Genomic DNA, 12,789 nt, shown 5'->3' with positions numbered 1-12,789 from the left:
ACTATTTATACTGACTCGCCAGTAGTAAAATTTGGGATAAACCACTACTGGCTTAGATCCCTGACTTCTTTAAGAAGTCGGGGATCTGGTTTTTGAGGAACTGACACAATTAAACTGGAGACCAAGGGCCAACAATCTTGATTCCCTGCTGTTCTTTCTCCGCTAATTCTCTATTTAATATAAGTAATTTCTCTAAAATATCGTCGTTGGCATTAAAGCCATAAGCTTGTAACACTAATTTATCTAACTGTTGATGCAGTTTATAAAGCTGGCTAGTTGGTTCATCAAAAAAATTGTTGTAGAGTGTGGTGATTCCCCATTGCTTTGACTCCATTTGTTCTGTTCTGTATTTGTGCAATTCTTCAGCTTTGGTGCGAATTTGTTGAACTAATTTAGCGTCTGGAGTTTGTGGAAAGGGGAATTTTTCAAAGCAAGTTGTTGGTGTATATGCTGTAGTTTCACCTAAAGTTGATTTTTGTGCATTCATCCAAGTGCGATGTACTGTTGATGAAACAATGCCAAAAATATAAAAATCATCAGTGGTGAGAACAACTGATTTATCACCTGCTAACCAATGAAGAGGTACAAGAATAAAAATAGACCACTTAGATACTCTAGGAACAGTGAAGTAAAATTTTAATTTAGCAATTGAGGCTCTCATTACTTCATTAGTACGCTTGAATATCCACCATTTTCTTCTTAAATTTATTTCACGCTTCTTTAACCTTTCTGGCTTAACATAAGTTTCTATATGTCTGAAGGGTAGGATATAACTACTTGCTTCTTCAATAGACATATTTACAAAATCAATTATCCAGCGTTCTGGAGTACCATGAGGATTCTTAGCTAAATTTTCACCCATTGAAAATAATTTAAGAATTTTTTGATTTCTTGAATCATGTTCAATCCAAGCTTTTGCTTGCTCTTCTGTAACTATGAATCCTCTACCATTTGGCTCTACTCCACGAATACACCAAGCAGCATTGATTTTAAGGTAATTTGCCTTAGTAAAGTCAATAGTAGATTTTAATGAAGAGTTGATCGCTGGAACTAACCGATTATCTAAATATAAACTTTGGCTTGTTTTCTTGCTCCAGTTAACTACACTAACATGAACACTTGCTTCTCCAGACCAAGCTTGACTTGATATGGCATCATGAATATATCCATTATTATCAATAATGTAATCTAAAGCAGCTTCTCTATTTTTACCTTGACAAATTGAATTTGTAGCTACTAATCCTGCTCTTCCAGTTTCTCTAAGTTGTTCATGAGCCAATCGAAACCAATAGCAAGCAATATCTATTTGTTGATTTTTAATTTCTGTAAATTTCTCAAAAATTGCTCTGGTGTATTCATCACCTAACTCTTGTCTAATTCTATGACCACCCAAAAATGGAGGATTACCAATAATTGCATCAGCCTTTGTCCATTCACTAAACAGCGCATCTTGACAAACAATATTGTTATCTAAAGTATCCAAAGGTAAAGCAGGTTCAGTCAATTTTAAATTATCAATTGCAATCTTCCGCGCAATCATCAAAGTCACTCTAGCCAATTCCACCGCAAAAGGATTTGTATCCATCCCAAAAAAATTTAATGGTGTGACAAATCCTATTTGCATTTGTTTATCATTTGACCTACGACGCTGCGAAATTTTATCAAGCAATAACATTTCAATCCGCTTGAGTTCTTGATAAGCAATGTAAAGAAAATTTCCTGAACCACAAGCCGGATCAAGTACGCGATAACTTTGTAATTCTAATTGCAATGTTGACAATTCACCAATTGTATTAGCTGCTTCTATTTTTTCTTCCCAATAACGGCTAATTGTTGGACGGACAATTTTCATAATATCCGCTTCTGAGGTGTAGTGAATCCCTCTTGCATGGCGCTCTATTCTATCTATCGTACTTTCAAATAAACTACCAAAAATCGCTGGACGTACCTGACTCCAATTTTCTTTAGCTGATAACTCCAAAAAATTCAATTCTTCCTTGCTCAAATCAATAGGATGAATTATTGAAAATAAACCACCATTAAAATAATCAACTCCTTGATAGCGTCCAGCAGGTGTAATTCCGGGTTGATTCATCTCCCGAAATAAACCACCTAAAACATCATAAGAACTTGCGCCAGCAATACAATCTTCAACACAAGAAATAAACATATCACGAGGTAAAAGTTGTCTATCTTCTGCGAACATTGCTAATACACATTGCAGAATGAATCGTTGTGCTGTTAACTTTTCAATTCCCCGCCTTTCCAATTCAAGCAGCAACTCCCCCATACGACGAGCAGCACGTTCTGTCACCTCTACCTGATTATTGCGGAAAATAGGAGTTTTTTCTCCTAATTCCATAAAACCAAAGGCTCCTGCTCTTTCTGGTAGCTGCTCTAAGGTAATTACATCTACAGGTGTATCTAATTGAATATCAAAATCAAATATCCAAAACTCATCAAAATTACATAAAATTACATATTTCGGACGTTGCGGTACTAAACGTGTCCAATAATCAAATGCTTGAGAATAATGCTTACTCAAATCCTCCCCGCGCTTTTTCATTTCAATCAATACACGGGGTTTCCAAACTAAATCTGCAAAACCTGTTTTACCTTTTTTGCTACCTTTTTTAATTGCTTCTTCGTAACTAGCTCCTGCTTCTAATGCTCCTTCATGTCCAAAAGCTCGAAAAAAGCGATCCAAAAATGTTTGAGCTTCTTTTTTTTCTTGTCCTGTAATGTGATGCTTGCAAAAACTAACAAATTTATCCAAACTTTCCCGTGTTGCTACCATTTTTGATGAGGCATTAGCCTAAGTAATTGTAAGTATTTCAATGTTATAAATTAATCAGGAAAAATGGTAAAAAAATAGCTAAATTAAAAAACCGCCTGCGCGTTAAACATTACAACACATCAGACGGTTTTCAATTAAGTTAATTGTGAAACTAAAAATTAGTTCATTGTACCGGAAGCCGCTAACTCTGCCAAACGTTCTTGCTGATCTTGAGAGATACAAGATTGAATTACTGTCTCTAAATCACCTTCCAGAACAGGGTTTAAGGAGAAGTTTTGACCTAAGCGGTGGTCGGTAACGCGGTTATCTTTATAGTTATAAGTGCGAATCTTTTCCGATCGCGATCCTGTCCCAACCTGCGATCGCCGCATCGAAGTTACAGCTTCTTGTTGTTCGCGTAACTTCATTTCATACAGTTTCGCCCGCAAAATTTGCATCGCCCGTTCTTTGTTTTGCAACTGGCTACGCTCTTCCGTACAGAAAATTCTGATTCCTGTGGGTTTGTGCATCAAGTCAACGGCTGTTTCCACTTTGTTGACGTTTTGTCCACCAGCACCACCAGAACGAGCCGTTGTCATTTCAATATCTTTGGGGTCGATGTGAATTTCTACATCATCCACTTCTGGCATGATTGCAACAGTAGCGGTTGAAGTATGCACCCGTCCCCCAGCTTCTGTGACTGGTACACGCTGTACGCGATGCACTCCAGCTTCAAACTTTAACTGGCTGTAAACGTTGTCACCTTTAATTTCCAGAATGACTTCTTTCCAACCGCCCATTTCTCCCAAAGATTCGCTCGCCAGCGAAACTTTCCAACCTTGAGTTTGCGCGTAGCGAGTGTACATCCGCATCAAATCACCAGCCCAAATACTCGCTTCATCACCACCTGTCCCAGCGCGAATTTCCAACATGATATTCTTCTCATCGTTGGGGTCGCGGGGCAGTAATAATACTTTTAAGCGGGTTTCTAAGTATGCTATTTTTTCTTCTAATTCACTAACTTCCAGTGCGGCCATTTCTTGCATTTCTGGGTCACTGGCGGCTTCTTTATAAACCTGACGCGCTCCAATTAAGTCTTCTTGGGCTAGTTTCCAAGTTTCATAGGTATTCACTACCTCTTCCAAAGAAGAACGAGCCTTAGCTATTTGTTGATACTCATCTGGGTTTTTCGCGGTATCTGGGTCAGCAAGGCGGCGTGTCAGTTCATTAAAGGTTTGTTCAACAGATTTTAATTTCTCCAGCAGGTATGTTTCAGCCATAAGTGCGTTCACGAAGTGTGCGTTGAGCGCATTCGCTCCTTCAAATAACAACTTGGCTCAAAAAATGACAATCGACCCAGCATTCGCAGGGTCGTCGTTAACAGCAGAGCCAAACCGCTACTTTTTCTTTTTGTCGCCGGAGCCTTGCTCGCTTGACTTGCCGTATTTCCGCAGGAAGCGTTCTACGCGACCTTCGGTATCGATAATCTTTTGAGTACCAGTATAAAAAGGGTGATTTCCAGACCAAACGTCTACGTGCAATTCTGGCTTGGTAGAACCAATAGTCATAACAACTTTACCGTTGCAGTAGACTTTAGCATCTGGATACCACTGGGGATGAATATCAGGTTTAGCCATTGTTCCTTTTGTGGTGAATCTATATAAATTATAACTTTCAGTGGAATCTAGAGACTAGTACAGATCGGCGGAAATAAACAGATCATTTGGAATGGCTAAAAGGCTTGTGGTATCACTATTCTTTCTTTTTCCTTTTGACTTTTTACTTTTGCCTTGTTGTACTAGGGACAACAAAAATTACCCAATTCCCAAGACCCAATCCCTTATCGTTTGGAGTACTGAGGAGCTTTGCGAGCTTTGTGCAAACCGTATTTTTTGCGCTCTTTAGCTCTGGGATCGCGGGTGAGATAACCTTCGGTTTTTAAGGGTGAGCGATTTTCTGGGTCTAATTGACACAAAGCACGAGCTACACCCAAACGGATAGAATCAGCTTGACCAGTCAAGCCACCACCCTCAGCTTTCACCAAAATGTCATATTCGCTTTCCAAGCCAAGGGTTTCCAGAGGAGCTTTAATCACTCCCAAGTAATTCGCATTGAACTGGAAGTATAAATCTCCAGGCTTGCCATTGACTGTCAATTGACCGCTACCAGGCACAAGGCGGACTCGTGCAACTGCGGATTTACGGCGGCCAGTACCCCAGTAAACGGCACGACCGCTATTGGCTTCTGCTACTACCATTAACTTTCTTCTCCAGGAATTGTACTAATCTTTAATTCTTTAGGTTGTTGAGCTGCGTGGGGATGAGTCGGCCCTGCATAAACTTTGAGCTTGGTAAACAACTGCCGACCCAAGCTATTTTTAGGAAGCATACCTTTAATAGCATGTTCAAGAATCCGTTCGGGGATGCGCTGTTGCAGCTTGGCAAAAGTTTCGGTCTTCATCCCACCAGGACGGCCAGAGTGGCGACGATATAATTTTTGCGTCCGTTTTTTACCTGTGACTGCGATTTTCTCGGCATTAATCACAATCACAAAGTCACCAGTGTCCATGTGAGGTGTATATTCCGGTTTCTTTTTGCCTCGAAGAATCATAGCGATTTCGGTAGCGAGGCGACCAAGACGTTGGTCAGTAGCATCTACTACGTACCAATCATGCTCAAGTGAAGCTTGAGGCGGAAGGTAGGTTTTACTCATTTGTGTTTGTCCTTTGTTATTTTGCCCTTTGTCATTCGTCATTGAGTAATGACTGATGACCAATGACTAAAAACTAAATTTGGGCTGGGTATCGTACCAAATATCACAAGAAAAAGGAAAATCAGGATAGCCGACGCGCAACAAGCATAAACCCTGAGCAGGTGCGGCATATTTTACTTCTTCTCGGCGTTCTTCTTGCCAAATTTCGGTGAAGTTCGCCAGGGTGCGCTGTCCAGCACCTACTTGTACTAGCATTCCCACCAGCAGTCTAACCATGCCATATAAAAATCCATCTGCTTGAATTTCTAGATGGAGCAGTGACCCGCTACGATGACATTGGGCGGCTTGTACTTCTACCCAAGAATGTTTTCGCTTGGAACCTGCACGATGGAAAGCTGCTAAATGATGCTTGCCCAACAGAGGTTTCATGGCAGACTGAATTAATAATTCATCCAGTGGCTCATGATAATAATGCCAACTAAAGGGTTTAACGAACAAATTTGGTCGTTTTTCAGTGTATATCGTGTAGCGGTATCGCCGATAAGCCGCGCTAAAACGGGCGTGCCAAGCGTTACCTACGGGTGCTGAAGCCCTAATTATGATGTCTTGTGGCAGATAACTGTTGAGAACTGTTGCCCATTTCTGAGCCGGAATTAAACCTGTAGCATCAAAGTGGGCTACTTGTGCAGCAGCATGAACACCAGCATCAGTGCGTCCTGCACCATGTAGTGTGACATGATGACCAAGAATAGTCGCGATCGCTGTTTCGATTTCTTCTTGGACTGTACGCTGCCCCTTTTGCCTTTGCCAGCCATGAAAATGAGTACCTAGGTATTGAATTACCAAGGCAACTCTTTGAGTTTGTTGCGGCTGGTCAATTTCTAACATACAGATTTTGTCCTTTGTCACTTGTCCTTTGTCATTTGTTCAGTTTGATCAATGACTAATGACTAATGACTTAGACCAGTTCAATAATTGCCATTTCGGCATTGTCTCCACGCCGAGGCACGGTATGAAGAATCCGGGTGTAACCACCACTACGATTAGCATACCGAGTAGGAGCTTGTTCAAACAAAGCATGAACCAGTTGCTTGTCATATATGTAACCTAAAGCCGCCCGACGAGATGCTAAGGAGCCGTCTTTCGCTAAGGTAATCATTTTATCTACTTCACTCCGCAAAGCTTTCGCTCTAATCAAAGTGGTGGTAATTCGACCATGACGAACTAGCTCAGTGGTTAAGGTACGCAACAGAGCGCGACGCTGGTCAGCTGGTTTACCAAGTTTTTTAACCCGACAACGGTGACGCATAATAGTGGACTATGAACTATGAAAGGTTTTGCTTTAGCTGTGTTTGGAGCTTCTTTCCTGCGGTAAGGTAATACCCAAGCGTCGTTGCAACGCTTCTACCACCTCTTCCGCCGATTTTTGACCAAAGTTTTTGATTTCCAGCAAATCTTCTTGGGTAAAATCCAATAAGTCTGCCACAGAATTAACTTGTGCGCGTTTGAGACAGTTGTATGCCCGCACAGAAAGTTGCAATTCTTCGATGGGAATTTGAGCAGTTGGATCGTCTGGAACATCAGAACCAATATCTGTTGGTTCTAACGAAATGTCCTTCAGTGGGTTGAATAAATCTACCAAAATACTGGCAGCTGAGGATAGTGCTTCTTGGGGAGAGACACTGCCATTTGTCCAAACTTCTAATAACAGTCTGTCTTTGGTAATCGAGCCATCTGCACGGGCTTCTTCAACACTATAGTTGACTTTTCGCACTGGCATAAATACTGAGTCGATTTGCAAAAAGTCCAAAGAAGTGGCTTCTTCCCGTCCTCGTTCTACGGTACGATAACCCTTACCGCGTTCGATGCGAAATTCCATTTCCAGCTTACCGCCCTCAGCGAGAGTCGCAACATACTGGGTAGGATCAACAACTTCAACTTCACTAGGCAAATCAAAATGAGCGGCTGTGACTGTTGCTGGCCCGGTAACGAGTAATCTGCCAATTTGGGGTTGAGAAGAGTAACTTTTGAGAATAACTTCTTTCATTCTCATCAAGATTTCTAGCACGTCTTCCCGCACACCAGGAACTGTAGCAAACTCATGTGTCACACCTGCAATTCGCACTGCGGTCACGGCTGTTCCTTCCAAGTTGGACAACAACACCCGCCGCAGTGCATTACCCACAGTTGTACCTTGACCACGCTCTAGGGGTTCTAAGACAAACTTGCTGTAATGGCTCCGACTTTCTTCTGTACTTGACTCTACACATTCAATTTGAAACTGCGCCACGGAGTAGCCTCCCTTAATTAAGGTGCTGCTAACAATTAATTGCCTATTCAATTTACTTCTGCCCTCGGCTTGCTTCCGGCTGATCAAATTACCCAACTCTAGTGGGGTAGCTGACCTGCTGATGAAGCTTGTGGGCGATTATCCATAATTAATATGGTGTTGCGGATAGTGCAGCAGCTCTCCCTCTAGGAAGAGCTAACTTGCTTTTTACCACCCAAGCATCCAGAAGTTATTTACTATTTACTCTGCTTGATAGCTAAAAACCAAGACTTTAGTAGCTATGACAAGTGAATTTTTAATTGCAACTTCTGGTATTTGTTACCCAACAAGTTTTATCTAGACTCGACGGCGCTTTGGTGGACGGCAACCATTGTGAGGAATTGGGGTAATATCCCGAATCAGGGTAATTTCCAGCCCTGCTCCTTGCAGTGCGCGAATCGCAGTTTCTCTACCAGCACCAGGGCCACTGACCATCACTTCAATTTGACGCATTCCTTGGTCAATAGCACGACGGGCGGCGCTTTCAGCAGCAGTTTGGGCTGCAAAGGGAGTGCCTTTTTTGGCTCCTTTAAAACCACTGGAACCAGCACTTGCCCAGGAAATAACATCGCCGTTTTGATCAGTGATTGTGACAATGCTATTGTTGAAAGTAGATTGGATGTAAGCAAGTCCGTTGGGTACGTTCCGCTTTTGCTTTTTACTCCCAGTTTTTTTAGTTGGTTGTCTCGCCATATTTGTTTAGTTAATTTAAGGAAAAACTTGCTCTGTTGAGCAAGCAATGAACAATTATTTGCCAGGAGCCTTCTTCTTACCAGCCACTGTCTGCCTTCTACCACGACGGGTTCTAGCATTAGTACGAGTTCTTTGTCCTCTAACTGGTAAACCCATCCGGTGACGGCGACCTCTGTAGGTTCCGATGTCAATTAGACGCTTGATGTTCATCCCTTCCAAGCGTCGCAAGTCACCTTCTACTTGATAGTTACTTTCTATTTCTGCACGTAGGGCTGCGACATCGGCATCACTTAAGTCTTTCACACGAGTGTCTGGATTGACACTTGTAGCCGCCAGAATTTCCTGCGACCTTGATAATCCAATTCCATAAATGTAAGTTAGACCAATCTCTACGCGCTTGTCGCGTGGCAGGTCTACGCCGGCAATACGTGCCACAATAAATCTCTCCCTGTTGTTCTCGCAATTTCTCTTGGTTAAGATGTGGGTGATTGATATGCCACATCTAGGGGTTTTTTGGTGATTTTTTCCTAGTCACGGTTAACTTCCCAATACTGAGAGTGTTATCCTTGACGTTGTTTATGCTTGGGGTTAGAGCAAATCACCATAACGCGACCACGACGGCGAATCACGTTACACTTTTCGCAAATTTTTTTGACAGAGGCTCGAACTTTCATGCCTTTCTTAATTGACTCCAAATATAAAATTATAGCATTTCTAGAAAAATATTACAGTTAAGTAAATGAGAATCTCCCAACAAGTTGATTTTATGGTAAGATCCTTCACATATAACTAGTTTTTTCTGGATTTAATTATTTTTTCCGCAATCTATAGGTAATTCGGCCTTTTGTCAGGTCATAGGGAGTGAGTTCAACCTTGACGCGATCGCCTGGCAAAATCTTGATGTAGTTGCGGCGAATTTTTCCAGAAATGTGTGCCAGTACGTTAAAACCATTGTCCAGGTCTACACGAAACATCGCGTTTGGCAAGGACTCAGTAACCGTACCTTCCATTTCAATCAAATCTTGTTTAGACAACTTTTTTGTTCCTCAACTCAACAGTTTTCGGTTCATTGGCAGCTTTTATCTGCAACAGAACACAATTTGAGAAATATATCAACAGTTTATTAATATATCTTAGCTAAAATCGATCAGCATACTCTTGCCAGAGTTCAGTGAAGAATGGGGAGTAGTGAGTGGTGAATTTTATGATTCCCCATAACTACTCCTATATCTCCAGCTAGGAAACTAAAATTTGTTTCAATTCACTAGTGACTTCTTCTTGGGATTGATTACCATTGACTGTTAATAGCCTTTGGCGTTCACTATAGTAGTTGATCAAAGGTGCAGTTTCATTCCGGTACACTTCTAGACGACGACGAATCACCTCTTCGGTATCATCTTTTCTTCCTCTAGCCAGTAACCGTGAAATTACAATGTCATCTGGTGCATCTAAGTTAACTACTCTTTCGCCACCTTGAGCAGTTTTCGCTAACAATGCCTCTAAAAAAGCTGCTTGCGTCACTTTGCGAGGAAAACCGTCTAAAATCCAACCAGATTTGGCATCTGATTGACCTAGACGTTCCTCCACTAAATCTTGCACCAATTGATCAGGAACCAACTCACCGCTATCAACGTAACTTTGAGCTTTGACTCCCAAAGGAGTTTGCTCTTTCATGGCTTGCCTCAAGATTTCACCAGTGGAAATATGAGGGATATGCAGGTGTTCTGCCAAAACCTGAGCTTGAGTTCCTTTGCCCGCACCCGGTGGCCCCAAGAAGATTAGTCGCGTCACTATTGTTTCACCATTCCTTCATAACGCTGAGAAATAACGTAGGTTTGGACTTGTTTTGCGGTGTCAATTGCCACACCAACTAGAATTAACAATGAAGTAGCACCCAGTCCCTTGAAGGTTGGTACTTTCAACGCACTTTCCACGGCGGTAGGAATAATCGCAACCAAGCCTAAAAAGATAGCTCCCAAAAAAGTTAAGCGGTTAATAACTCGCTCAATATACTCACTGGTTGCTTTCCCTGGACGAATCCCAGGAATACTCGATCCCATTTTTTTCAAGTTTTGAGCTACATCAACTGGGTTGACAATCAATGAAGAGTAGAAGTAGCTAAAGAAAACAATGGAAGTTAAATACACCAAGGCATACACCCAAGGTGCAGAACCACCAGGGCTGAGATAGGTATTGACGATGTTCGCCAAGTCAGGATTTTTTGTAAAGTTGGCAATGAGTAATGGCAAACTCAAAATGGCAGCCGCAAAAATAATTGGCATCACACCACCAGAGTTGAGCCGCAGGGGTAGATAACTACGCTGTTCTGCCAAAACTCTTCTACCTACTTGACGACGAGCTGAAATGATGGGGATGCGGCGAATACCTTCCTGCACAAAGACAATGCCCACGATGGTGGCCAAGAAGACCAACACCAGCACAATTACCCGACCCACGATTTCTCGACCGCCAACTTGTACTAAGTCGATGGTGTCGCCTAGAGATTTGGGTAGCGAAGCAACAATGTTGACAAAAATCAACAATGATGCACCATTGCCAATACCTCGTTCTGTGATCAGTTCGGATGCCCACATAACAAACATAGAACCTGCGGTGAGAGCGATCGCAGTTTCAGCTACAAATAGCGGGCCAGGAGTTAAAGCAAATTGTTGCAAAAATAAGGCAGAAAAAGCCGTACTTTGGATAATTGCCCAACCTACAGTCACGTAGCGGGTAATTTGCGAAATTTTCCGCCTTCCTGCTTCGCCTTCGTTTTTCTGTAAATTTTCTAAAGATGGGATAGCCGCAGTCAGCAATTGGATGATAATGGACGCATTAATAAAGGGCAGAATCCCTAAAGCAAAGACTCCCAAAGTAGAAAGTCCCCGCCCAGAAAAGATATCCAATAAACCGAATATAGAATTGTTGCCGGAAATTGCTTCAGCAAATCTAGCTCGGTCAATTCCCGGTACAGGTAAAAAGATACCTAGGCGAACCAAAATTAAAATACCGACAGTAACAAGCAGCCTGCCTCTTAGCCCAGCTGCTTGTGCCATCTGCATAAAAGTTTCTTGAGCCGTTGGGGCTTTATCTCGACTGATCATAGAGTGCTACCTTTGTCGTGAACCAGGCACTGGAAGGGAGTTGGCAGGTATTTAAGTGCGCGGTTGGGCTTCACCCTAAAACTTCACAACTTCCTCCAGCTGCCTCAATTTTGCTACGAGCTTGACCTGTGAAAGCTGCCGCTTTGACGTTGAGGGCAACGTTCAATTCCCCATTACCCAAAATTTTCAATGGCCCTTTGGCAGAGGTTAAAATCCCGGCTGCTTTTAAGGATTCCAATGTTACTTCTGTGTTGGCAGGAAGAGAGGCTAACTTCTCTACATTTATCGTAGTGTAAATCTTGCGATTCACAAGTGGAAAGCCTTTCAGCTTGGGTATACGGCGGTACAATGGCTGTTGACCACCTTCAAACCCTGGTCTGGTACTACTACCAGAGCGAGATTTTTGACCCCGCATACCTAGACCGGCACTGGCACCTTGACCAGCAGAAATACCTCTGGCTACACGGCGACGGCGTTTTTTAGAGCCTTTTTGGGGCTTAACATCGTTGAGTCTCATGATGTTATTTGTATTGTTTACAAGAACTCGGTGAGTGAAGCTCTACTAAATGTAGAGTTTGTCAATAGCGATACCACGGTCTTCAGCAACTTCCGCCAAAGTACGCAGGGTAGATAAAGCGTTAACTGCGGCTCTAGCATTATTGAGTGGGTTGTTAGAACCAAGTTGTTTAGCAAGAACGTTGCGAACTCCGGCTAATTCCAATACAGTCCGCACAGCACCACCAGCAATTACACCGGTACCAGGTGCGGCTGGGCGCATGATGACTTTTGCACCACCACCAACGCCATCAATGGGATGCGGAATGGAATTAGATTTGGTAATCGGAATGTCAATGAGATGTTTTTTGCCATCGGCTACGCCTTTTTTCACAGCACCGATAACATCTGAGGCTTTACCTACTCCCACACCGACTTGACCGCGTTCGTTCCCAACAACGACAATGGCACGGAAGCTGAGTTTTTTACCACCCTTAACTACCTTGCTCACCCGTCGGATTTGGATGACGCGCTCTTGCCAGTTAGTTTCTTCTTTTTTTGCGCGGTTAGCTTTACGACGACCTGTTGCCATAATTCATGCTCTCTAAATGTCATTTGTCAATTGTCATTTGTCAGTTGTCACTTGTCCTTTGTCATTTACCTAATGACCAATGACCAAT

General features: G+C 42.5%; 16 protein-coding genes. All 16 read right to left on the bottom strand.

Annotated features, from left to right (window positions below; translation table 11 throughout):
• Positions 1-109: 109 nt before the first annotated feature.
• The 16 genes from H6G28_RS18695 to rpsE all read right to left on the bottom strand — a co-directional run bounded on the left by H6G28_RS18695 (position 110) and on the right by rpsE (position 12,701).
• On the bottom strand, positions 110-2,797 hold the full coding sequence (locus tag H6G28_RS18695) for a DNA methyltransferase (protein WP_190673008.1): 2,688 nt from the start codon (positions 2,795-2,797) through the stop codon (positions 110-112).
• A 158-nt stretch (positions 2,798-2,955) separates the two neighbouring features.
• The gene (gene prfA, locus H6G28_RS18690) at positions 2,956-4,056 is read right to left on the bottom strand and encodes a peptide chain release factor 1 (RefSeq protein ID WP_190673005.1); all 1,101 of its coding nucleotides are present in this window, start codon (positions 4,054-4,056) and stop codon (positions 2,956-2,958) included.
• A gap of 117 nt (positions 4,057-4,173) precedes the next feature.
• Positions 4,174-4,413: a 50S ribosomal protein L31 gene (rpmE, locus tag H6G28_RS18685; RefSeq protein WP_190588753.1), complete on the bottom strand. Its 240-nt coding sequence runs from the start codon at positions 4,411-4,413 to the stop codon at positions 4,174-4,176.
• 203 nt (positions 4,414-4,616) lie between these two features.
• Positions 4,617-5,033 carry a 30S ribosomal protein S9 gene (gene rpsI / locus H6G28_RS18680; protein ID WP_190588752.1) on the bottom strand — a complete coding sequence of 139 codons (417 nt, stop codon included), beginning with the start codon at positions 5,031-5,033 and terminating at the stop codon, positions 4,617-4,619.
• Positions 5,033-5,488, bottom strand: coding sequence for a 50S ribosomal protein L13 (rplM, locus tag H6G28_RS18675; protein WP_190588751.1), 456 nt, complete (start codon positions 5,486-5,488; stop codon positions 5,033-5,035). Before rplM ends, rpsI begins: the two co-directional genes overlap by 1 nt.
• Positions 5,489-5,554: 66 nt before the next feature.
• Positions 5,555-6,376, bottom strand: coding sequence for a tRNA pseudouridine(38-40) synthase TruA (gene truA / locus H6G28_RS18670; protein WP_190588750.1), 822 nt, complete (start codon positions 6,374-6,376; stop codon positions 5,555-5,557).
• Between the two features lie 70 nt (positions 6,377-6,446).
• Entirely contained in the window at positions 6,447-6,797 is a 351-nt protein-coding gene (gene rplQ / locus H6G28_RS18665) for a 50S ribosomal protein L17 (protein ID WP_190588749.1), read from the bottom strand.
• A 33-nt stretch (positions 6,798-6,830) separates the two neighbouring features.
• Complete coding sequence (locus H6G28_RS18660) at positions 6,831-7,778, bottom strand: DNA-directed RNA polymerase subunit alpha (RefSeq protein WP_015113408.1); 948 nt, start codon at positions 7,776-7,778, stop codon at positions 6,831-6,833.
• Positions 7,779-8,114: 336 nt separating this feature from the next.
• Positions 8,115-8,510, bottom strand: a complete 396-nt coding sequence (gene rpsK, locus H6G28_RS18655) for a 30S ribosomal protein S11 (RefSeq protein WP_015113409.1) — start codon at positions 8,508-8,510, stop codon at positions 8,115-8,117.
• Positions 8,511-8,564: 54 nt separating this feature from the next.
• The gene (gene rpsM, locus H6G28_RS18650) at positions 8,565-8,945 is read right to left on the bottom strand and encodes a 30S ribosomal protein S13 (protein ID WP_062291702.1); all 381 of its coding nucleotides are present in this window, start codon (positions 8,943-8,945) and stop codon (positions 8,565-8,567) included.
• A gap of 125 nt (positions 8,946-9,070) precedes the next feature.
• On the bottom strand, positions 9,071-9,184 hold the full coding sequence (gene rpmJ, locus H6G28_RS18645) for a 50S ribosomal protein L36 (protein WP_015113411.1): 114 nt from the start codon (positions 9,182-9,184) through the stop codon (positions 9,071-9,073).
• A gap of 135 nt (positions 9,185-9,319) precedes the next feature.
• Entirely contained in the window at positions 9,320-9,544 is a 225-nt protein-coding gene (gene infA / locus H6G28_RS18640) for a translation initiation factor IF-1 (RefSeq protein ID WP_006276978.1), read from the bottom strand.
• Between the two features lie 202 nt (positions 9,545-9,746).
• Positions 9,747-10,301, bottom strand: coding sequence for an adenylate kinase (locus H6G28_RS18635; RefSeq protein WP_190588748.1), 555 nt, complete (start codon positions 10,299-10,301; stop codon positions 9,747-9,749).
• Positions 10,301-11,614 (bottom strand): preprotein translocase subunit SecY, encoded by a 1,314-nt coding sequence (secY, locus tag H6G28_RS18630; protein WP_190588747.1) that lies wholly within the window; start codon positions 11,612-11,614, stop codon positions 10,301-10,303. Before secY ends, H6G28_RS18635 begins: the two co-directional genes overlap by 1 nt.
• A gap of 70 nt (positions 11,615-11,684) precedes the next feature.
• Complete coding sequence (gene rplO / locus H6G28_RS18625) at positions 11,685-12,131, bottom strand: 50S ribosomal protein L15 (protein ID WP_190588746.1); 447 nt, start codon at positions 12,129-12,131, stop codon at positions 11,685-11,687.
• A 45-nt stretch (positions 12,132-12,176) separates the two neighbouring features.
• A complete protein-coding gene (rpsE, locus tag H6G28_RS18620; protein ID WP_062291712.1) occupies positions 12,177-12,701 on the bottom strand; it encodes a 30S ribosomal protein S5 in 525 nt (174 codons plus the stop codon).
• Positions 12,702-12,789: the final 88 nt, after the last annotated feature.

Source organism: Nostoc sp. FACHB-190 (assembly GCF_014696905.1).
Classification (GTDB): Bacteria; Cyanobacteriota; Cyanobacteriia; order Cyanobacteriales; family Nostocaceae; genus Nostoc_B.
The sequence above is the reverse complement of the archived record's forward strand: the minus strand, read 5'-3'. Positions and strand labels throughout refer to the sequence as shown.